A 21,222-nucleotide genomic window follows, 5' to 3' on the forward strand; every position below is an offset into this window, starting at 1 on the left:
ACCGTTCTCTGGGGTTTGAAGTCTTATCTACTTATGATTGTACAGGAATGATTTGGGTGGATCGAAAAAAATTTAAATAATTCTTTTATCTTAAGTTAACTTTAAGTTTACTCATGTATCATGTAATCATTAAGTAAAGACCTCCTAACTTTATTTAATAGAAATCCTAAACTTTTCTTTTTCATAATAATCTCCCTAAAGAAGCCACCAAATCAGGTGGCTTTTTTTATGTTCAAATGCTGAAGTTTAAAGTAGAATTGACCACATAATCATCCATTTCTACCACATAGCACCAAACTATATTTTTTCTTTTTCCTTTTTGTTAAACTGAAGGTGTAAAAAGGAGGAAGGAAATATGATTTTACAAGCAAAAGGCCTCACTAAGAACTATGGAGACCATACAGCAGTAAAAGATATAAATTTAGAGTTTAAAAAAGGAAGTTTTAACGCAATCTTAGGACCTAATGGGGCTGGCAAATCGACCACGATTTCAATGTTAATCGGACTTAAAAGAGCAACTAATGGTCAAATCATCTATGCGCCCAATACTCGGATTGGAGTTGTTTTTCAAGCAAGTGTATTGGATGAAAAGTTGACGGTCAAAGAAAACCTAGCCATTCGCGCCCAGCAGTATAAGGGGATTAAAGGTGGTCGTGTGGAAGATTTAATCAATCAACTAGGGTTGACTGCTTTTCAGAAACAACTTTATGGAACTTTATCAGGAGGACAGAAACGTCGAGTTGACATTGCTCGGGCTCTCCTATCCAATCCCGATATTTTATTTCTAGATGAGCCTACGACTGGACTAGATATTCAGACTCGCAAATCCATTTGGGATTTATTGTATCGTCTACAAAGAGATGAAGGGATGACTATTATCTTAACGACTCATTATCTGGATGAAGCAGATGAGGCAGATCAACTTTATATTATAGATCATGGAAAGGTTATTGCCCAAGGTTCTGCTGCTGAAATTAAAAGTGAGTACGCTTCCAATCTTTTAAAAATTTGTTTTAAAGACAAGCAGGTGGAGAAATTCTTACCTAAAAATATGCCTGTGGAAAAGGAAAATGAGTTTGAGTATAGTCTTTATCCTAAGAGCCAATTGGAAGCTATTGATTATTTGACCCAAGTTCGTGAGAAGATTGCTAGCTTTGAATTTCGTCCAGGAACTATGGATGATGCCTTCATAGCCCTTACAGGAAGAGAGGTACGCTAATGTTAGCCTTATTAAAACGTGATTTTTTGTTGTATTTTCGTAATCGTTCAGGAGTCTTTTTCTCATTACTGGGAGCTTTGATTTCCTTTCTACTCTATATCATTTTTTTGCAGAAAAATTTGATGGATGCCTGGTCCCAACTTCCTGATAATAAGAGCCTTTTAAATAACTGGCTGATGGGTGGAACCTTGGCTGTGACTGGGATTACAACCAGTTTTACAGCTTTGACCCAGATGGTACAAGACCGTGAAAATCAAGTGGATCAGGATCTCTTTTTGACAGATTTAGGGAGCTGGGGCTTGCAACTGTCTTATCTTATTAGTAGCCTTATCATTTCCTTTGTTATGCAAGCCTTTATGCTTATTGTTATGAGCCTTTATTTTCAAGAAATTCCAGCTATGAGTAAGCTATTTGAAATAAGTTTAATCATGCTGCTAAGTAGTCTCCTTTCAACATTGGTAAATGTACTCTTGATTTATCATTTCCAGTCAGTAGATAGTCTGGGTAAATTGGCTACCATTATAGGTACAGCTTCAGGATTTTTAGTGGGTACTTATGTTCCGATGGGAATCCTACCTAATTTTGCTCAACTTCTCATGAAGTGCACGCCAGCTACCTATATTGCTTCGCTCTATAGACAGGTCTTAATGAGGGAGCAATTAGATAGTACATTTATGGGGAATAATAGCTTGTTAGAAGAGTTTCAAGAAAAATTAGGAGTCCAGATTCATTGGCAGGAGCTATTAACAAAGGAAGAAACATACTTAATAGTGGTGAGTATCTGCCTCCTAACTTTTCTGCTTTGGTTGGTGTTGATTAAGATCTCTAGCAAGAAAAAATATAATCATTTTATCTTAAGTTAACTTTAAGTTTACTCATGTATCATGTAATCATTAAGTAAAGACCTCCTAACTTTATTTAATAGAAATCCTAAACTTTTCTTTTTCATAATAATCTCCCTAAAGAAGCCACCAAATCAGGTGGCTTTTTTGTTTGTAGGCTGGATTTTTGCTATAATAGGAACATGAGTAGAATTTTAGATAATGAAATCATGGGTGATGAGGAGTTGGTAGAACGTACCCTTCGTCCCCAATATTTACGTGAATATATCGGACAAGACAAGGTCAAGGATCAGCTTCAAATCTTTATCGAGGCAGCAAAAATGCGTGATGAGGCGCTGGACCATGTTCTTTTGTTTGGCCCTCCAGGTCTTGGGAAAACAACCATGGCCTTTGTCATTGCCAATGAATTGGGAGTCAATCTTAAGCAGACGTCTGGTCCTGTCATCGAAAAAGCAGGTGATTTGGTAGCGATTTTGAATGACTTGGAGCCAGGAGATGTGCTCTTTATCGACGAGATTCATCGCTTGCCCATGTCGGTAGAAGAGGTGCTTTACAGTGCCATGGAAGACTTCTACATTGACATCATGATTGGTGCGGGGGAAGCTAGTCGTAGTGTCCATCTAGATTTGCCACCATTTACCTTGATTGGTGCGACAACTCGAGCTGGGATGCTTTCAAATCCTCTTCGTGCCCGTTTTGGGATTACAGGTCACATGGAATACTATACCCATGATGACTTGACAGAGATTGTCGAGCGGACGGCAGATATCTTTGAGATGGAAATCACTCATGAAGCTGCATCTGAGTTAGCTTTACGCAGTCGTGGAACTCCTCGTATTGCCAATCGTCTCCTTAAGCGCGTGCGTGACTTTGCGCAGATTATGGGCGATGGCTTGATTGATGATGTGATTACGGATAAGGCCTTGACTATGCTGGATGTAGACCATGAAGGTTTGGACTATGTAGACCAGAAAATCCTTCGCACCATGATTGAGATGTATGGCGGTGGCCCTGTCGGTCTAGGAACTCTTTCTGTGAATATCGCTGAAGAGCGTGAGACAGTAGAGGATATGTATGAACCTTACCTAATCCAGAAAGGCTTTATCATGCGAACTCGTTCAGGACGAGTTGCGACAGCCAAGGCTTATGAGCATTTGGGGTATGAATATATTGAAAAATAAGGCTGAAATTTTAAACTCTTTTAGAGAAAATCCTGACATGATGGTTATTCTGACTGTCATCCGTGACTTGGAGTTGAAAGATTCCTGGCTAGCAGCTGGTTCGGTTCGAAATTTTATCTGGAATCTTTTGTCAGAGAAACCAGCCTTTGACCGTGAAACGGATGTGGACGTCATTTTCTTTGACCCAGATGTGAGTTACGAAGAAACGCTGGCTATAGAGAACAAGTTGAGAGAGGACTTTCCCCAGTATCAGTGGGAGCTGAAAAATCAAGTCTATATGCATCAGCATAGTCCCCATACGGATCCCTATGTGAATTCCTGTGATGCCATGAGTAAATATCCTGAGCGTTGTACGGCGATAGGTCTTCGCTTGAATGCAGATGCAACTTTAGAACTCTTTGCGCCTTATGGCTTGGAGGATATTTTGACCTTTCAAGTTCGTCCAACTCCTCATTTCTTGGAAAATGAAGACCGGATGAAGCTCTATCAAAAGCGTTTATCCAAGAAAAACTGGCGAGAAAAATGGAAAAATCTCACATTTAAAATAACTTAAGGAAACTTTAAGATAGGAGCTGTATACTTATCTCATAAGTTAAGAAGAACTTAACTTATACTCCTAAAACTTTTTCATAATAATCTCCCTATAAAAAATTAAGTCGCCCAATCAGGCGGCTTTTTTTGTTTTAAGGTCAAGAACTTTCATGATATAATAGCCCTATGAGATTAGATAAATTTTTAGTAGCCTGCGCTGTTGGGAGCAGAACTGAGGTTAAAAACTTTCTCAAGTCAGGGCGCGTGACGGTCAATGGTAAGAAAGAAAAATCTGCTAAGTTGCAAGTTAATGAAGAGACAGATGAGATTTGTTTTGATGGGCGAAAACTAGACTACGAGGAGTTTGTCTACTACATGATGAACAAGCCCCAGGGAGTTATCTCAGCAACTGAAGATCCCAAGCACAAGACGGTCTTGGACTTGTTGGATGACTATGCACGTGCCAAGGAAGTTTTCCCAGTAGGGCGCTTGGATATCGATACGCATGGACTCTTGCTCTTGACCAATGATGGCAAGCTAGCTCATGCCCTTCTTTCACCAAAACGTCATGTGGATAAAACCTATCTGGCGCAGGTCAAGGGAATCATGACAGATGCAGATGTTGAGACATTTGCGCAAGGAATTCCGCTCAAGGACTTTACCTGTCAGCCTGCCAAGCTAGAGCTTGTGTCTATTGATAGGGAAAAGGATCAAAGCCTGGTCCGAGTGACCATTGCAGAGGGGAAATTCCACCAGGTCAAACGGATGGTGGCCTACTGTGGCAAGGAAGTGGTGGACTTGCAACGTTTAACCATGGGAACTTTGACTTTGGATGAGGATTTGCAACGTGGAGAATGGCGTCGCTTAAGCAAGGAAGAACTGGAAGACTTGCTTGAGAGTGTTCAATAAACTGGATAATTGGAAAAGGTAGGGAAAATATCCCTGCCTTTTTCAGTTTTCGGTTGCTTCCTTTGTAAAAAGCGTTATAATAGACTGTAGATTAAAAGGAGGATTTTATGAACGCGATTCAAGAATCATTTACAGATAAATTATTTGCCAACTATGAAGCAAATGTAAAATATCAAGCTATCGAAAATGCAGCTAGCCACAATGGAATTTTTGCAGCCCTTGAGCGTCGTCAAAGCCATGTTGACAACACACCTGTTTTCTCACTTGACTTGACTAAGGACAAGGTCACTAACCAGAAAGCATCTGGTCGTTGCTGGATGTTTGCGGCACTTAATACTTTCCGCCACAAACTCATCTCTCAATACAAACTTGAAAACTTTGAATTGTCACAAGCCCACACCTTCTTCTGGGACAAGTATGAAAAATCTAACTGGTTCTTGGAGCAAGTCATTGCGACTGCTGACCAAGAATTGACAAGCCGCAAGGTTAGCTTCCTACTCCAAACTCCACAACAAGATGGTGGTCAGTGGGATATGGTAGTTTCTCTCTTTGAGAAATACGGTGTCGTACCTAAGTCTGTTTATCCAGAGTCTGTCTCATCTAGCAGCAGCCGTGAGCTCAATGCAATCCTTAATAAATTGCTTCGTCAAGATGCTCAAATCTTGCGTGACCTCTTGGCTTCTGGTGCTGACCAAGCGACTGTTCAAGCTAAGAAAGAAGACCTCTTGCAAGAAATCTTTAACTTCCTTGCCATGTCACTAGGTCTCCCACCACGTCAGTTTGACTTTGCTTATCGCGATAAGGATAACAACTACCAAAGCGAAAAAGGCATCACGCCACAAGAGTTTTACAAGAAATATGTCGACCTTCCACTAGAGGACTACGTTTCTGTGATCAATGCTCCAACTGCTGATAAACCATACGATAAATCATATACAGTTGAGATGTTGGGAAATGTCGTTGGAAGCCGTGCAGTTCGCTACATCAACGTACCGATGGAACGCTTGAAAGAATTAGCCATTGCCCAAATGCAAACAGGAGAAACTGTCTGGTTTGGTTCAGATGTCGGCCAGCTCAGCAACCGTAAAGCAGGGATTCTTGCGACAGATGTCTATGATTTTGAATCGAGCATGGATATCCAATTCACTCAAGACAAGGCAGGACGTTTGGACTATAGCGAAAGCTTGATGACTCATGCTATGGTCTTGACAGGTGTTGATTTGGATGAAAATGGTAAATCAACTAAGTGGAAAGTTGAAAACTCATGGGGAGACAAGGTCGGTACAGATGGTTACTTTGTTGCCTCAGATGCTTGGATGGACGAATACACTTACCAAATCGTTGTTCGTAAGGAATTGCTAACAGAAGAAGAACGAGCTGCTTACGAAGCAGAACCAATCGTGTTAGCACCTTGGGATCCAATGGGTGCCTTGGCAGAATAATTAAAGATAAAAAGAATCAGGTAATAAACCTGATTCTTTTTTTGTTTGTACATTCTCACCGAGATTACATGATACCGAAGAAACGAGCTGCGATACCAACTGCAAAGAGGGCAAGGATGATTGTGATTGGAGATACTTTTTTCTTAAGCAACCACATGCAGAGGAAAGTAAGGAGAAGTCCCATCAATCCTGGAATCAATGAGTTCAACTGACCTTGAAGCGTTTGTGGTTGAACGCTATCCAAGCTCATACCACTAAGTGCTTGACCAAGAATACCCTTCAATTCTCCACCTGTAACAGCACCTTCTGGGAAGTTGATGTAGGCACCTTCTGACAATTGTTTACCTGGAAGGTTGATAGTGAAGTTGATGGATACCCAACGTTGTACAAGAACGGCAAGGATGAACATACCAAGGATAGAAGCTCCTTTAGTGATGTCTTTCAAGATACCACCTGACATGTCTTTAGTGATTTCAGATCCAGCCTTGTAACCAAACTCTTGTGTGTACCATAGGAAAGACATACGAATTGCATTCCATCCAAAGAAGAAGAGGAGTGGTCCAACAATGTTACCAGTTGCAGCAAGTGAAGCACCAAGGGCACCAAGGATCGGACGAACTGTAAACCAGAAGACTGGGTCACCGATACCAGCAAGAGGTCCCATCATACCGATCTTAACACCTTGGATAGCAGCGTCATCGATTTCAGTACCGTTAGCACGTTCTTCTTCAAGTGCAAGAGTAACCCCCATGATTGGAGCGGCTACGTATGGGTGAGTGTTGAAGAATTCAAGGTGACGCTCAAGAGCAGCTGCTTGGTCTTCTTTTTTAGTGTAAAGTTTCTTGATAGCTGGGATCAAAGAGTAAGCCCAACCCAAGTTTTGCATACGTTCGTAGTTCCAAGAACCTTGAAGGAATTGTGAACGCCACCAAACTTTTTGGCGATCTGATTTTGATAATTGAATTTTTTCAGCCATGATTGTTCCCCTTTCTAGTAGTCTTCTAGGATATCACCGATTGGATCGTTAGAAGTTGCAGCTCCTCCGCCACCGTTTCCACCTTGTTTAGAAAGGTTGAGGTAGATGAAGGCAAGGGCAACACCGATGACACCAAGGGCAATCAAAGTCAATTGAGAAATCGCTGCAAGAGCAAAACCGATAGCGAAGAATGGCCATACTTCACGAGTAGCCATCATGTTGATAACCAAAGCGTAACCAACGGCAACGACCATGGCACCACCGACAGCCATACCACCGTTCAACCAGTCTGGCATTAAACCAAGAGCGTCTTGAACAGCAGAAGCTGGGATAGCGATAAGGAAGGCTGCAGGAATAGCGATACGAAGACCTTGAAGAATAAGGGCAAAGTAGTGAGCACGCTCAACAGCTGCGATGTTACCTTCTTTAGCAGCAGCATCTGCAGTATGAACCAAACCAACTGAGATTGTACGAACAATCATAGTCAAGAAAAGTCCAGCTACGGCAAGCGGGATAGCAGTTGCAGTTGCGACTGCGATACCTTCAGTAGTAAAGTTACCACCTTTAATCATGATGATTGCAGCGGCAACAGAGGCAAGGGCAGCGTCAGGAGCAACGGCAGCACCGATGTTTGCCCAACCAAGGGCGATCATTTGAAGAGATCCACCAAGCATAACCCCAGCTTCGAGGTTACCAGTTACAAGCCCGATAAGGGTACATGCTACGATTGGTTGATGGAATTGGAATTGGTCGAGGATACCTTCAAGACCTGCAAAGAAGGCAACAACTACAACCAAGATAGCAGAAATGATTGAAATATCTGACATGGTTTTATTCCTTTTCTATTTAATGTTAATTATTGAACGTTAGCTTTGCTAATCAAGTCAAACAAATCTTTTTTAGTGTCGTTTGGTACTTTACGTACGTCAAATTCAACACCAAGGTCACGCATTTTTTCAAATGTAGCAACGTCGTCTTTGTCCATTGACAATACATTGTTGATCATTGTTTTACCAGTTGAGTGAGCCATTGAACCAACGTTAAGAGTCTTGATTGGGACACCGCCTTCGATAGCACGGAGGGCATCTTGTGGTGTTTCAAACAAGATAAGGGCGTGTGTGTTACCAAAACGAGGGTCTTTTGCAACCTCAATCAATTTTTGGATTGGAACAACGTTAGCCTTCACTCCGTTTGGAGCTGCTTGTTTGATCAATTCTTTACGAAGGTCATCTTTAGCAACGTTATCTGAAGCAACGATGATACGATCCGCTTTTGAATCTGGTGTCCAAGCAGTTGCGACTTGTCCGTGAAGGAGACGTGTGTCAAGACGTGCAAGGTTGATTTTCAATTTACCGTCTCCAATTACAGTTCCTTCTGGAATAGCAGCTTGAGCTACAGGAGCAGTTGCAGCAGTTGCAACTTCCTCAGCTGGGTTTAGCTCTTCTGGAAGAGCCTTGATGCCATCTTTGGCTTCTTTAATGATGTTCGCAGCAACTTTAGCCACTCCGGCATTAGCGTCCATCAGGCGTTCGGTGTAGGCTTGGATTAACATCGGCAAGTTAAGTCCTGTGATGATGGCAAATTTACGCTCAGGATTTTCTCCCATTACGCGGCTAGCTTGGTTAAATGGAGAACCACTCCAAAGGTCAGCCAAGACTAGAACCTCATCTTCTGCGTCAAATGCAGCCACAGCATTGTTGAATTTTGCGTATAAATCATCTGGACCTTCGTTTGGCATAAAGGTTACAACTTGAACCTTTTCTTGTTCACCAAAGATCATAGATCCTGACTGATGAATACCCGCGGCAAATTCACCGTGACTCGCAATAATGATTCCGATACTCATTATTGTCATTCCTCCTTATAAAATGTTTGACTTGTAGTTTAAGAAAACTTTAAGACTAACTAAGTATAAACCGTTTTCATAAAAAAATCAACAAATTAAATTAAATTATACAAAAATTATAGGAGTAATGATTTTTGAAGATATTGATATATCAATATTTTTAGGAATTGCCTAGAGAATGGTAAAAAAATTTAATATAAAAAAGCGGTAGTGCAGAAGTCGACCAACCAAATCTCGGTAACTTACTTCCAGCCCCTTATACTTCACTCAACCACTGGATGCTGACAGAATGCGGATAGAAAAATGGTGTTTTCTTTAATGGTGTTATTGAGCGTTTAAAAAAAGAACTTTAAGTTCAATTAGTTGCTATGCCAAAATTTTATTGCTAAAAAACGAGGTGGGTCTTCTGTCCCTACCTCGTTTTGGTATTTATTATTTATCTTAATGAGTAAAGTCTAGAACCATGCGACCTTGGATGGTACCAGCAGCCATTTCATCAAAGACAGCAATGGCATCTTCGACAGGACGTTTTTGAACGACTGGAACAACGAGACCTTCAGCACCAAATTGGAAAGCTTCTTCCAAATCTTTACGTGTTCCAACAAGGGAACCGATGACCTGAATACCGTCAAGAACTGTTTTGACGATGCTAAGGTCCATCATTTCAGATGGGAGACCGACAGCTACTACACGACCGCCTGCACGAACAGAGTCCACTGCTTGGTTGAAGGCAACTTTTGATACAGCTGTTACGACAGCTGAGTGAGCGCCACCGTTTGTTTTTTCCTTGATAAGGCCTGGAACATCTTCGACTTCAAGACCATTAATCACGATATCAGCACCAACTTCTTTAGCTAGAGCAAGTTTATCGTTGTTAATATCTACTGCGATAACGTGAGCGTTGAATACTTTTTTAGCGTATTGAACAGCTAAGTTACCAAGTCCTCCAGCACCATAGAGTACAACCCATTGGCCTGGCTCAACTTTTGCTTCTTTAATAGCCTTGTAGGTGGTAACACCGGCACAAGTGATTGAAGAAGCTTGGGCTGGATCGAGACCTTCTGGAACTTTAACAGCATAATCTGCAGTTACGATACATTGTTCAGCCATACTACCATCAACTGAGTAGCCAGCATTTTTTACTGTACGGCAAAGGGTTTCGCGTCCGGTTGTACAATATTCACACATGCCACAGCCTTCAAAGAACCAAGCTACGCTGACACGGTCGCCAACTTTTAGGCTCTTAACATCAGGAGCGATTTCTTTTACGATACCAATCCCTTCGTGACCGAGAACACGTCCTGGCACTTTTCCAAAGTCACCATGGGCAACGTGGAGGTCTGTATGGCAAACACCACAATACTCAACTTCAACAAGTGCTTCGCCAGTTTCGAGCGGACGGAGCACTTTTTCTTCAATAGCAACACCAGTGCTTTCTGGATTTACAACAACAGCTTTCATAGCTATCCTCCTTGGTTAGTAGTTGAGGTGCAGAGGAAAAGGGGCTTACCTTAAATCGTGATTCAAGTGAAGTCAAATTTGAACTGCCCTCTTTTTTTGTTTATATGTGAATTATATCACTATATTTAATATAATACAAGGAGATTTATGCAAAAATATATGAAATCGCTTAACTAATTGATAAGTATGTGAAATTTGAACAATAATATCTGGTGTTTTTATATAAAATTTAATATAAAGAGGAACTTGTTTGGTCTCAAATATAGGGAGCGAGGTTGCAAACAGATTTTCTAAGATCCATCTCTAGGAGTTTTTGGTATAATAGAAAGTAATTTATTTTCTAGTATGAGAAGTTAGAGTGAGAGGTATGTATGTCCCCTTCAATTCAGTTATTAAAAGACCGCTATTTAAAAAATATCAAAGAAAATCCAGATCTCTACATCGGTATTGAGTTGGAGTTTCCTATTGTTCATACGAAAGGTCAGCCTACAGATATTGAGGTCAGCAAGGATTTGATGCGTTTTTTGGTTGATACTCTCAGTCTGGAAGTTGAAAAGGTAGACCAGGAGGGCAATCCGATTCAACTTGTAGAGCCGAAGAGTCAAGATCGGATTCTGTTTGAGGTTTCCTACACGACCTTGGAATTTGCCTTTGGTAGGGCTCAGAATATCCAAGAGGTTGAAGGACGTTTTCAGGCCTATATGAAGGTAATCCAGAAAAAGCTAGGCGAAAAGAATCATGCTATTCAAGGTTGGGGGATTCACCCGAACTGGGATAGCAATGATAATCGACCCGTGGCCTATCCACGCTACCAGATGCTGATGGATTATCTGAGTATGGGGAGTCACCAAGAAAGTGCGCATTTACATGACTTTCCGCAATACGGAGCCTTCATCTGCGGGAGTCAAGTCCAGTTGGATGTTTCGACCGATAACTACCTACGTGTCATCAATGCTTTCACACAGATAGAGGCAGCCAAAGCTTACCTGTTTGCCAATTCTGAGTTTTCTGGAGCGGACTGGGACACCCAGATTTCACGAGATATTTTTTGGGAAGACTCCATGCATGGGATTTATCCAGAGAATGTTGGTGTCAATACCAGACTCTTTAAAGATGAGGATGATTTCTTTGATTATTTAGACCATTCTGCGATTTTTACAGCAGAACGAGATGGAGAAACCTACTATTTTTCTCCGATTCGAGCTAGAGATTACCTAGCTACTGACGAGATTCCTGCCTATACTCTAAATGGGAAAGAAACACTTCTTGTCCCTCAAGAGAAGGATTTCCAAACGCACCGTAGCTACCAATTCCAAGATTTAACAACTCGAGGAACGGTCGAATTTCGGAGTGTTTGTACCCAGCCACTAGACCGCACTTTTGCTTCAGCAGCCTTTCATCTAGGTTTGTTGGTGAATCTAGATAAGCTTGAAACTTATCTAGAAACTGCACCTTTCTTTGAGAGATTTGGTCGTGACTACAAGTCTTTGAGAAGACAGTTTTCTAAGAAGCAACTCACAGATGAAGAAACAGTTGGGATAGTCCAGTTCTCCAAAGACTTGCTAGCGATAGCAGAGAAAGGACTTGAGATGAGAGGGCAGAGTGAAACGACTTATTTAGAACCTTTGAAAGAAGAAATGGACGTATAAATTTCTTATAACGGAAGAATTTTCTGAAAAATCATGTTATAATGAATGAGACTATAGATAAAGGATAGAGATTTATGACATTAGTTTATCAATCAACGCGTGATGCGAACAATACAGTAACAGCCAGCCAAGCGATTTTGCAAGGCTTGGCAACAGATGGAGGCTTATTTACTCCAGTTAGTTATCCAAAGGTGGACTTGGATTTTGACACATTGAAAGACGCTTCTTACCAAGAAGTAGCTAAGCTTGTCTTGTCAGCCTTTTTGGATGACTTTACAGCAGAAGAGTTGGACTACTGTATCACCAACGCCTATGACAGCAAGTTTGATACACCAGCAATTGCCCCTCTTGTAAAACTTGATGGCCAATACAACTTGGAACTTTTCCACGGTTCAACCATTGCCTTCAAGGATATGGCCTTGTCTATCTTGCCTTACTTTATGACAACGGCAGCTAAGAAACACGGCTTGGAAAACAAGATTGTCATCTTGACAGCAACATCTGGAGATACTGGGAAAGCTGCTATGGCGGGTTTTGCAGATGTTCCTGGAACTGAAATCATCGTCTTTTATCCAAAAGATGGTGTCAGCAAGGTACAAGAGTTGCAAATGACCACTCAAACGGGCGAAAATACCCATGTTATCGCTATTGATGGAAACTTTGATGATGCTCAGACTAATGTGAAGCATATGTTCAACGATGTGGTCCTTCGTGAAAAATTAGCAGCTAACAAGCTCCAGTTCTCATCAGCTAACTCTATGAATATCGGTCGTTTGGTCCCACAGATTGTCTATTATGTTTATGCCTACGCTCAGCTTGTTAAAACTGGCGAAATTAAGGCTGGTGATAAGGTTAACTTCACCGTACCGACAGGAAACTTTGGAAATATCTTGGCTGCCTTTTACGCCAAACAAATCGGCCTACCAGTCGGCAAGCTAATCTGTGCTTCAAATGACAACAATGTTTTGACAGACTTCTTTAAAACTCGTGTTTACGACAAGAAGCGTGAATTTAAAGTAACCACTAGCCCATCGATGGATATCTTAGTGTCTTCAAACTTGGAGCGCTTGATTTTCCATCTTTTGGGAAATGATGCGGTTAAGACAGCTGAACTTATGAATGCTTTGAACACTCAAGGTCAGTATGAATTGACAGATTTTGATACAGAGATTTTGGACCTCTTTGCAGCTGAGTATGCGACTGAAGCAGAAACAGCAGCAGAAATTAAGCGTGTTTATGAGTCAGATGCTTATATTGAGGATCCTCATACAGCAGTTGCTTCAGCAGTTTATAAAAAATACCAAGCGGCGACAGGCGATGCGGCTAAGACCGTAATTGCTTCAACAGCTAGCCCATATAAATTCCCAGTAGTTGCAGTAGAAGCTGTAACAGGGAAATCAGGCTTGACCGACTTTGAAGCTTTGGCTCAGTTGCACGAAATTTCAGGAGTGGCAGTACCACCAGCAGTTGATGGCCTCGAAACAGCTCCAGTTCGTCACAAGACAACTGTTGCAGCGGCAGATATGCAGGCAGCAGTAGAATCTTATTTAGGACTTTAAAAGAGAGGAAGTAAACTCGGTTGGGAAACTAACTGAGTTTCTTTTCATCAGGAGGAAGGATTGTTTAAGAAAAATAAGGATATTCTCAACATAGCTTTACCTGCCATGGGTGAAAATTTCTTGCAGATGCTCATGGGGATGGTAGATAGCTACTTGGTAGCTAGTCTGGGGTTGATCGCCATTTCGGGTGTGTCTGTAGCTGGAAATATGATCACCATTTATCAGGCTATTTTTATTGCCTTGGGAGCAGCAATTTCTAGTGTTATATCAAAAAGTTTGGGACAGAAAGATCCGTCTAGACTAGCCTACCATGTGACAGAATCAATCAAGATTACCCTGCTACTGAGTTTCCTTTTAGGAGTCTTGTCCATCTTTGCAGGTCAAGAGATGATTGGTCTTTTGGGTACTGAACAGGCTGTGGCTGAAAGTGGTGGCTTATATCTATCATTGGTGGGTGGATCAATTGTTCTCTTGGGCTTGATGACTAGTCTAGGAGCCTTAATTCGCGCTACCCACAATCCTCGACTTCCGCTTTATGTTAGTTTTTTATCCAATGCTTTAAATATCCTTTTTTCAAGTGTTGCCATTTTTATCCTTGATATGGGGATAGCTGGTGTAGCTTGGGGGACTATTTTGTCTCGTTTGGTCGGGGTTGTAATTTTGTGGTCACAATTAAAACTTCCATATATGAGACCGACGTTTGGGCTGGATAAAGACCTGCTGACCTTGGCTTTACCTGCAGCGGGAGAACGTCTCATGATGAGGGCTGGTGATGTAGTCATTATTGCCTTGGTTGTTTCCTTTGGGACGGAGGCAGTCGCGGGAAATGCTATCGGTGAAGTATTGACTCAATTTAACTATATGCCTGCTTTTGGTGTTGCGACAGCAACAGTCATGCAGGTAGCTCGAGCAGTTGGGGAGGATGATTGGGCAAGGGTGGACAGACTAAGTAAGCAAACATTTTGCTTGTCTTTCTTTCTCATGTTGCCTTTAACGCTTAGTATCTATGCTCTCGGGACACCACTAAGTTATCTCTACACCAGCGATCCTGTGGCTATCAAAGCCAGTGTTTTAGTGACTCTTTTTTCACTTTTAGGGACTCCTATGACAACGGGAACGGTCATTTATACAGCTGTCTGGCAAGGTTTGGGAAATGCTCGACTTCCCTTTTATGCGACAAGTATTGGAATGTGGTGCATCCGTATTGGAACTGGTTACCTGATGGGAATTGTTCTTGGTTGGGGTTTGCCTGGTATTTGGGCTGGAACGCTTTTGGATAATGGTTTCCGTTGGATTTTCCTACGCTATCGTTACAAATCTTATATAACATTGAAAGGATAAGAAATGCAAGAAACGGCTTTTATTTGGGATTTAGACGGGACCTTATTGGACTCCTATGAAGCTATTTTGTCAGGGATTGAGGAAACCTATGCACTGTTTTCCATTCCTTTTGACAAGGAAAAAGTTCGAGCTTTTATCTTGAAATACTCTGTCCAGGATTTACTAGTGCAAGTGGCAGAAGAAAGAGGGTTGGATGTTGATAGGCTCAATCAAGTCCGTGCTCAGAGCTTGGCTGAAAAGAATGCCCAGGTCATCTTGATGCCGGGGGCGCGCGAGGTTTTAGCCTGGGCAAATCAGCAAGGAATTCAGCAATTTGTCTACACTCACAAAGGCGATAATGCCTTGACTATTTTACGAGATTTGGACTTGGATGTTTATTTCACAGAAATTTTGACAAGCCAGAGCGGTTTTGCTCGTAAACCAAGTCCAGAAGCAGCGACCTACCTTATCAGCAAATACCATTTAAAACCAGAGCGCACCTATTATATAGGGGACCGTACTTTGGATATCGAATTTGCTCAGAATAGTAGCATTCAGAGTATCAATTTCCTTGGAACTCCGGTGGATTGCAATCATCAGATTTCTTGTTTAGCGGATATTCCTTCTCTCTCTTTATGAAAGAGAATATGTCAGCTTTGTGACAAAAATCATACAAACTATTTCAATTAATGTAGTTTGTTACAGAGCTTAGACAGTTTTATTAAATAGCCCCCAAAGGGCTTTTTTTCTTTTTTCTTTATGTTATGATAGAAAGGTACTACATTTGAAAAGGAGTTTGAATAGTATGAAGAAACGAATTATTTTAGCATCAACAGTAGCTCTATCACTTGCCCCTACCTTGGCGACTCAAGCAGAAGAAATTGTATGGTCACCACGTTCAGTTGAGCAAATTCAAAACGATGTTGCTAAAAGCGAAAATAAAACAAGTTACACAATTAAGTACGGAGATACCCTAAGCACGATTGCAGAGGCTTTGGGAGTAGACTTAAATGTCCTTGCAAACTTGAACAAAATCACAAATATTGACTTGATTTTTCCAGAAACTGTACTGACTACAACTGTGAACGACAATGAGGAAGTAACAGAGGTTGAGATTTATACACCTCAAGAAGTTGGTTCTGATGTAGCAAGTGCAACAGCAGATTTAACAACGAATCAAGTAACAGTAGATGAACAAACTGTTCAAGTCGAAGATCTGACACAACCAGTTGAAGAAACAACGACTACTGTTGAGAAGACAACTACAACAGAAGCAACAACTGAAGCTGTAGCAGAGACTACAGTATCGTCAGAAGCAACAACTGAAGCTGCGGCACCTGTCGTTGAAGAAACAACTACGGTCGCTGAACCAACAACTACAGTTGAGGAAACAACTACGGTCGCTGAATCAACAACTACAGTTGAGGAAACAACTACGGCTGCTGAACCAACTACAACAGTTGAGGAAACAACTACGGCTGCTGAACCAACTACAACAGTTGAAGAAACAACGACTACAGAAGCAACAACTGAGGCTGTAACAGAAGCTCAATCGGCTCCAGCAACTTACCAAGCTGAACCAAGTCAAGGTGCATCAGCAACTTATACAGCGCCAGCGGCTCCTGATTATGCAACTATTGCAGCAACAAAATCTGAAAATGCAGGTCTCCAACCACAAACAGCTGCATTTAAAGAAGAAGTAGCTAACTTGTTTGGTATCACATCATTTAGTGGTTACCGTCCAGGAGATCCAGGTGACCACGGAAAAGGTCTTGCTATTGACTTCGTGGTTCCAGTAAGTTCAGCTCTCGGTGATCAAATTGCAGATTATGCTATCCAAAATATGGCTAGCCGTGGAATCAACTACATCATCTGGAAACAACGTTTCTACGCACCATACGATAGCAAATACGGACCAGCATACACTTGGAATCCAATGCCAGATCGTGGTAGCGTAACAGAAAACCACTATGACCACGTTCACGTATCAATGAACTAATAATGAATGAGAAGTTGGGAACTGATTCAGTTTCCACTTCTTTTTTCTATTTCGATTGCTTAGGTAGTGAAAAAATTCAGGCATAAATATAGATAAAAAGCCTTATAGAAACATGACGAGGAGACTGTTTTATATTTTTGGAGAGTAGTTCTGGTTAAAATAAAAAAAGCAGCACTTTCTATGAAGGTGCTGGTTTTTAATAACTGATCTTAAACTTTTCTCCGCTTAATTTCAAGTAGTCTTTGATAGAAGAAGATTTGGCTACTATAGATATAAGGGAAGATAGAGATACTTGCGATTCCAAAGCTAATCCAGATAAGGATATACCAAGGAAGTAGCTGTAAATCAAGGACAAAGCGTTGGAACTTATAGCCTTTCATGAGAAAGCGGCTAGTATGTAGCACGCGGCTCGGTTTGGCAATTCCGATTGCAAGGGTGTCACATAAAAGTAGTTCAACTTGGGAATAGGCATAATATTGTGGCAGATAGATAATGGTTCCCAAAATCATTACTAGGACGCTACCAAAGAAATAGAGAGCGAAAGTAAGTAGGAAGTGTTCGATATCTGGATTTGTCACGTCGACAGATGGAAATTCGGGATGAAGTTCCACAAATTTACGAGCCATGGCACTGCTATAAAAGAGCAAGTAGACTCCAAAAAGATTAGGGATGCTCCATAAAAAGAGATAGAAACGCTTGAGTAAGAGCGTTAGAAAAGTTTGGGTAAAGAAGCGGTTGTCAAGCAAGGACAGACTATCTTTAAAGGAAAGCTCTATCTCAGAAATTCTGTAAAGATTAATCGTGGTAAAGAGAGCACCAGCTAGGATGATGGAACTTGTAAATCCAACGGCTATCGGAAAGAGAGCAGACTGGATTGTGATCCCTAGAAAACTCAAGAAGGACTGTTCAAGAATGCCTTCATCAAGTAGGGATAAAGGTCTGATAAAGCTCGATAGAATAAAGAGAATACTTGGTAATAAAAAGACAAGCAGCAAGCGAGGGTGCTCGGCTTGAAATTGTCTAGCCTGCTCGCGAACTTCTTTTAAATTAATTTTTGGGTACTTCATTCTTTCATTATACCATAGTTCGTGACAGTTCCTGTTTTTTTTGATAGAATCATACAGTATGCCCCTGGGCGCAAAGTAAGAACTGGGACTGTCTTTCCCAGCTTCGGAGGTAAAAAATGTCAGATTCGCCAATCAAATACCGATTGATTAAAAAAGAAAAACACACAGGAGCTCGTTTGGGTGAGATTATCACACCCCATGGCACCTTTCCAACGCCTATGTTTATGCCAGTAGGGACTCAGGCAACGGTCAAGACTCAGTCGCCAGAAGAATTGAAAGAGATGGGTTCCGGAATTATCCTATCCAACACCTATCACTTGTGGCTTCGCCCTGGGGATGAACTCATTGCCCGTGCTGGAGGTCTTCACAAGTTCATGAATTGGGACCAACCAATCTTAACGGATAGCGGTGGTTTTCAAGTGTATTCTCTAGCAGACAGCCGTAATATTACAGAAGAAGGTGTTACCTTTAAAAACCACCTCAACGGTTCTAAGATGTTCCTTTCGCCTGAAAAAGCTATTTCTATCCAGAACAATCTAGGCTCAGACATCATGATGTCCTTTGACGAATGTCCCCAATTTTATCAACCTTATGATTATGTGAAAAAATCGATTGAACGTACTAGCCGTTGGGCTGAGCGTGGGTTAAAGGCTCACCGTCGCCCACATGACCAAGGTTTGTTTGGGATTGTACAGGGGGCAGGATTTGAAGATCTTCGTCGTCAGTCGGCGCATGATCTTGTAAGTATGGACTTCCCAGGCTACTCTATCGGAGGACTAGCGGTTGGAGAAACCCACGAAGAGATGAATGCAGTTTTGGACTTTACGGCCCAACTGCTTCCTGAGAACAAACCTCGTTACTTGATGGGAGTGGGAGCGCCAGATAGCTTGATTGATGGTGTTATCCGTGGTGTCGATATGTTTGACTGTGTCTTGCCGACTCGTATCGCTCGTAACGGGACTTGTATGACCAGTCAAGGTCGCTTGGTAGTCAAGAATGCTCAGTTTGCGGAGGACTTTACACCACTTGATCCAGAGTGTGATTGCTACACATGTAAGAATTATACCCGTGCTTATCTACGCCATTTGCTTAAGGCAGATGAAACCTTTGGTATCCGCTTGACAAGTTACCATAATCTGTATTTCTTGATCAATCTGATGAAGCAGGTTCGCCAGGCTATCATGGATGATAATCTCCTGGAATTTCGTGAACATTTTGTTGAAAAATATGGTTATAACAAGTCAGGGCGAAATTTCTAAATTTAGCTTGAAACCAGCTAAAAATCCTAAGTTTTATCTTAGGATTTTTCTGTTTTTTTTGATAAAATAAAGGTACTATGAATGAAAGTTAGATGGTTTTTTTGCCAATCTAATGAATGGAGAATAAACTCGTATGCGTATTAAATGGTTTTCCTTGATTAGGATTACAGGTTTGCTTTTGGTACTCTTGTATCATTTCTTTCAGACGACTTTCCCAGGAGGTTTCTTCGGGGTTGACGTCTTCTTTACCTTCTCAGGTTTTCTGATCACATCACTTTTATTAGAAGAATTTGGACAAAAAGGGAAGATTGATATCTTAGGATTTTTTAGAAGACGTTTCTATCGGATTTTTCCACCAGTTGTTTTAATGATTCTTGTCATCATGCCATTCACCTTCTTGGTTCGCCAAGATTATGTGGCAGGAATTGGTGGGCAGATTGCCGGTGTTCTAGGATTTATGACTAACTTCTATGAAATGCTGACAGGAGGAAGTTATGAATCTCAGTTTATCCCTCACCTCTTTGTTCACAACTGGAGCTTAGCTGTTGAAGTTCATTATTATATCTTGTGGGGCTTGGCAGTCTGGTTCCTATCTAAGCGAGCAAAATCAAGCGGACAACTACGAGGAACAATCTTTCTACTTTCATCAGCTGCCTTTATCGTCAGTTTCCTTTCGATGTTTATCGGTAGTTTTATTGTAAGTTCTTATTCAACAGTATACTTTTCAAGCTTAACTCATGTGTATCCATTCTTTTTAGGTAGTGTGCTTGCTACCGTAATAGGGGTTCGTCATGCAACGCCACTTTTTAAACGTTTGAATAGAAGCTTGGATTTGAAGCAGACTTTGCTAGTCTTTGGAGCTGGACTCGGAGTCTTGCTCTTATTGACCTTCTTTGTGAAATTTACATATCTCTTTGCTTATTTACTCGGCTTCTTATTAGCAAGTTTAGCTGCACTTCTGATGATTGTTGCAGCACGCGTCTTGCATGAGAAAACACCGACGATCAAAGAGCCAAAAATTATCAGCTTTTTAGCGGATACAAGCTATGCTGTCTATCTTTTCCACTGGCCGTTTTATATTATTTTCTCACAGTTAATGGGAAATATTCCGGCAGTGATTCTAACGACCATCTTCTCTTATATCTTCGCAACCCTTTCTTTCTATGTTATCGAACCTTTAGTAGCAGGAAAATCTACTGATCTCTTGCAAAAGGCAAAAGAAATTCCGCACATTAAACCGGTCTTTGCTGGTAGTGCTGGAGTACTTGGTCTGATTACCGTTGTCGTGATATTGATAGCTCCTCAAGTCGGTGCATTTGAAACGGATTTGATGGTTAATGGTCTCAATCAGGCGCAAACCAATATGAACCGAACAAAAACCATGGCAGATCAAGCAGAAGCCAGTCGCTATAATATAGCTGAGGGCGTATCCATCATTGGTGACTCAGTAACCTTACGTGCTTCAGATGGACTAAAAGAAGTCTTGCCAGATGCGCAGATTGATGGTCAGGTCAGTCGAACTACCAAACAGGCAAATGAATTGATGCTGAATTACAGTCAGAATAAAGCCTTACCTAAAATTGTAGTCATTGCGACTGGCGTTAATAATCCTGAAAATTATAAAGCTGATTTGGATTTGCTGATAACAAACCTTCCAAAAGGACATCAACTTGTCCTTGTAACTCCATATGAGGGGGATACAACGCAGGAAACGCAACCTTATGTTGAGCAGTATGCAAGCTATGCGCGTGAACTGGCACAAAAATATCCATATATTGCACTTGCAGATTGGAACCAAGTCGCCAAAGATCATCCAGATATTTGGAAAGGGACAGACCAGGTTCACTTCGGTAGTGATACGACCAAGCAGGATGAAGGAGCTAAACTTTATGCAGAAACCATTAATGCTGCCGTTAAAGCTCTCGCAGACAAACCTGTCAAATCAAAATAATCACTAAAAAG

At 41.3% G+C, this 21,222-nt stretch carries 18 protein-coding genes and 1 pseudogene; 14 read left to right on the forward strand and 5 right to left on the reverse strand.

Going from position 1 to position 21,222, the window contains the following annotated elements; genetic code table 11:
- The 7 genes and pseudogenes from ACXYSM_RS06670 to pepC all read left to right on the forward strand — a co-directional run.
- Positions 1-80: pseudogene (locus ACXYSM_RS06670) on the forward strand (GNAT family N-acetyltransferase); the annotation flags it as partial.
- Positions 81-355: 275 nt separating this feature from the next.
- Positions 356-1,219, forward strand: a complete 864-nt coding sequence (locus ACXYSM_RS06675) for an ABC transporter ATP-binding protein (protein ID WP_060955161.1) — start codon at positions 356-358, stop codon at positions 1,217-1,219.
- Positions 1,219-2,082, forward strand: a complete 864-nt coding sequence (locus ACXYSM_RS06680; RefSeq protein ID WP_458634811.1) for an ABC transporter permease — start codon at positions 1,219-1,221, stop codon at positions 2,080-2,082. The genes ACXYSM_RS06675 and ACXYSM_RS06680 overlap by 1 nt, the downstream gene beginning before the upstream one ends.
- Before the next feature lie 161 nt (positions 2,083-2,243).
- The gene (ruvB, locus tag ACXYSM_RS06685; RefSeq protein ID WP_006151318.1) at positions 2,244-3,242 is read left to right on the forward strand and encodes a Holliday junction branch migration DNA helicase RuvB; all 999 of its coding nucleotides are present in this window, start codon (positions 2,244-2,246) and stop codon (positions 3,240-3,242) included.
- The gene (locus tag ACXYSM_RS06690) at positions 3,223-3,795 is read left to right on the forward strand and encodes a nucleotidyltransferase family protein (protein ID WP_458634812.1); all 573 of its coding nucleotides are present in this window, start codon (positions 3,223-3,225) and stop codon (positions 3,793-3,795) included. Before ruvB ends, ACXYSM_RS06690 begins: the two co-directional genes overlap by 20 nt.
- A gap of 164 nt (positions 3,796-3,959) precedes the next feature.
- Positions 3,960-4,682, forward strand: a complete 723-nt coding sequence (locus ACXYSM_RS06695) for a pseudouridine synthase (protein WP_458634813.1) — start codon at positions 3,960-3,962, stop codon at positions 4,680-4,682.
- Positions 4,683-4,789: 107 nt separating this feature from the next.
- Positions 4,790-6,124: an aminopeptidase C gene (pepC, locus tag ACXYSM_RS06700; protein WP_458634814.1), complete on the forward strand. Its 1,335-nt coding sequence runs from the start codon at positions 4,790-4,792 to the stop codon at positions 6,122-6,124.
- 64 nt (positions 6,125-6,188) lie between these two features.
- Here the strand turns inward: pepC and ACXYSM_RS06705 are convergent, their stop codons facing one another.
- From ACXYSM_RS06705 to adhP, 4 genes are all read right to left on the reverse strand, one after another.
- Entirely contained in the window at positions 6,189-7,100 is a 912-nt protein-coding gene (locus ACXYSM_RS06705; RefSeq protein ID WP_006149277.1) for a PTS system mannose/fructose/sorbose family transporter subunit IID, read from the reverse strand.
- Positions 7,101-7,114: 14 nt separating this feature from the next.
- Positions 7,115-7,927 (reverse strand): PTS mannose/fructose/sorbose transporter subunit IIC, encoded by an 813-nt coding sequence (locus tag ACXYSM_RS06710; RefSeq protein WP_001280315.1) that lies wholly within the window; start codon positions 7,925-7,927, stop codon positions 7,115-7,117.
- Positions 7,928-7,956: 29 nt separating this feature from the next.
- Positions 7,957-8,946 carry a PTS sugar transporter subunit IIB gene (locus ACXYSM_RS06715; protein ID WP_458634815.1) on the reverse strand — a complete coding sequence of 330 codons (990 nt, stop codon included), beginning with the start codon at positions 8,944-8,946 and terminating at the stop codon, positions 7,957-7,959.
- Between the two features lie 441 nt (positions 8,947-9,387).
- The gene (adhP, locus tag ACXYSM_RS06720) at positions 9,388-10,407 is read right to left on the reverse strand and encodes an alcohol dehydrogenase AdhP (protein ID WP_458634816.1); all 1,020 of its coding nucleotides are present in this window, start codon (positions 10,405-10,407) and stop codon (positions 9,388-9,390) included.
- A 371-nt stretch (positions 10,408-10,778) separates the two neighbouring features.
- Between adhP and ACXYSM_RS06725 the strand changes: the two genes are divergently transcribed.
- The 5 genes from ACXYSM_RS06725 to ACXYSM_RS06745 all read left to right on the forward strand — a co-directional run bounded on the left by ACXYSM_RS06725 (position 10,779) and on the right by ACXYSM_RS06745 (position 16,934).
- Positions 10,779-12,056, forward strand: a complete 1,278-nt coding sequence (locus ACXYSM_RS06725; protein WP_458634817.1) for a gamma-glutamylcysteine synthetase — start codon at positions 10,779-10,781, stop codon at positions 12,054-12,056.
- A gap of 74 nt (positions 12,057-12,130) precedes the next feature.
- On the forward strand, positions 12,131-13,615 hold the full coding sequence (gene thrC / locus ACXYSM_RS06730) for a threonine synthase (RefSeq protein WP_458634818.1): 1,485 nt from the start codon (positions 12,131-12,133) through the stop codon (positions 13,613-13,615).
- A 60-nt stretch (positions 13,616-13,675) separates the two neighbouring features.
- Positions 13,676-14,956: an MATE family efflux transporter gene (locus tag ACXYSM_RS06735; protein ID WP_458634819.1), complete on the forward strand. Its 1,281-nt coding sequence runs from the start codon at positions 13,676-13,678 to the stop codon at positions 14,954-14,956.
- Between the two features lie 3 nt (positions 14,957-14,959).
- The gene (locus ACXYSM_RS06740) at positions 14,960-15,574 is read left to right on the forward strand and encodes an HAD family hydrolase (protein ID WP_458634820.1); all 615 of its coding nucleotides are present in this window, start codon (positions 14,960-14,962) and stop codon (positions 15,572-15,574) included.
- 166 nt (positions 15,575-15,740) lie between these two features.
- The gene (locus tag ACXYSM_RS06745) at positions 15,741-16,934 is read left to right on the forward strand and encodes a LysM peptidoglycan-binding domain-containing protein (protein ID WP_458634821.1); all 1,194 of its coding nucleotides are present in this window, start codon (positions 15,741-15,743) and stop codon (positions 16,932-16,934) included.
- 209 nt (positions 16,935-17,143) lie between these two features.
- On the opposite strand, the gene ACXYSM_RS06750 is transcribed toward ACXYSM_RS06745, so the two are convergent.
- Positions 17,144-18,001 carry a DUF975 family protein gene (locus tag ACXYSM_RS06750; protein ID WP_074324505.1) on the reverse strand — a complete coding sequence of 286 codons (858 nt, stop codon included), beginning with the start codon at positions 17,999-18,001 and terminating at the stop codon, positions 17,144-17,146.
- Positions 18,002-18,117: 116 nt separating this feature from the next.
- Between ACXYSM_RS06750 and tgt the strand changes: the two genes are divergently transcribed.
- Both tgt and ACXYSM_RS06760 read left to right on the forward strand, forming a co-directional pair.
- Positions 18,118-19,260: a tRNA guanosine(34) transglycosylase Tgt gene (tgt, locus tag ACXYSM_RS06755; protein ID WP_458634822.1), complete on the forward strand. Its 1,143-nt coding sequence runs from the start codon at positions 18,118-18,120 to the stop codon at positions 19,258-19,260.
- A 133-nt stretch (positions 19,261-19,393) separates the two neighbouring features.
- On the forward strand, positions 19,394-21,211 hold the full coding sequence (locus ACXYSM_RS06760; RefSeq protein ID WP_458634823.1) for an acyltransferase family protein: 1,818 nt from the start codon (positions 19,394-19,396) through the stop codon (positions 21,209-21,211).
- The last annotated feature ends 11 nt before the right edge of the window (positions 21,212-21,222 follow it).

The sequence above is a fragment of the Streptococcus sp. V940 genome, assembly GCF_054353495.1.

What these genes read in the sequence shown, in the direction of transcription:
- ACXYSM_RS06680 (WP_458634811.1), top strand. Translation starts at nt 1,219, where the DNA reads ATGTTAGCCTTATTAAAACGTGATTTTTTGTTGTATTTTCGTAATCGT.
- ACXYSM_RS06740 (WP_458634820.1), top strand. Translation starts at nt 14,960, where the DNA reads ATGCAAGAAACGGCTTTTATTTGGGATTTAGACGGGACCTTATTGGAC.
- ACXYSM_RS06675 (WP_060955161.1), top strand. Translation starts at nt 356, where the DNA reads ATGATTTTACAAGCAAAAGGCCTCACTAAGAACTATGGAGACCATACA.
- tgt (WP_458634822.1), top strand. Translation starts at nt 18,118, where the DNA reads ATGTCAGATTCGCCAATCAAATACCGATTGATTAAAAAAGAAAAACAC.
- adhP (WP_458634816.1), bottom strand. Translation starts at nt 10,407, where the DNA reads ATGAAAGCTGTTGTTGTAAATCCAGAAAGCACTGGTGTTGCTATTGAA.
- ACXYSM_RS06690 (WP_458634812.1), top strand. Translation starts at nt 3,223, where the DNA reads ATGAATATATTGAAAAATAAGGCTGAAATTTTAAACTCTTTTAGAGAA.
- pepC (WP_458634814.1), top strand. Translation starts at nt 4,790, where the DNA reads ATGAACGCGATTCAAGAATCATTTACAGATAAATTATTTGCCAACTAT.
- ruvB (WP_006151318.1), top strand. Translation starts at nt 2,244, where the DNA reads ATGAGTAGAATTTTAGATAATGAAATCATGGGTGATGAGGAGTTGGTA.
- ACXYSM_RS06715 (WP_458634815.1), bottom strand. Translation starts at nt 8,946, where the DNA reads ATGAGTATCGGAATCATTATTGCGAGTCACGGTGAATTTGCCGCGGGT.
- ACXYSM_RS06760 (WP_458634823.1), top strand. Translation starts at nt 19,394, where the DNA reads ATGCGTATTAAATGGTTTTCCTTGATTAGGATTACAGGTTTGCTTTTG.
- ACXYSM_RS06710 (WP_001280315.1), bottom strand. Translation starts at nt 7,927, where the DNA reads ATGTCAGATATTTCAATCATTTCTGCTATCTTGGTTGTAGTTGTTGCC.
- ACXYSM_RS06745 (WP_458634821.1), top strand. Translation starts at nt 15,741, where the DNA reads ATGAAGAAACGAATTATTTTAGCATCAACAGTAGCTCTATCACTTGCC.
- ACXYSM_RS06750 (WP_074324505.1), bottom strand. Translation starts at nt 18,001, where the DNA reads ATGAAGTACCCAAAAATTAATTTAAAAGAAGTTCGCGAGCAGGCTAGA.
- thrC (WP_458634818.1), top strand. Translation starts at nt 12,131, where the DNA reads ATGACATTAGTTTATCAATCAACGCGTGATGCGAACAATACAGTAACA.
- ACXYSM_RS06705 (WP_006149277.1), bottom strand. Translation starts at nt 7,100, where the DNA reads ATGGCTGAAAAAATTCAATTATCAAAATCAGATCGCCAAAAAGTTTGG.
- ACXYSM_RS06725 (WP_458634817.1), top strand. Translation starts at nt 10,779, where the DNA reads ATGTCCCCTTCAATTCAGTTATTAAAAGACCGCTATTTAAAAAATATC.
- ACXYSM_RS06695 (WP_458634813.1), top strand. Translation starts at nt 3,960, where the DNA reads ATGAGATTAGATAAATTTTTAGTAGCCTGCGCTGTTGGGAGCAGAACT.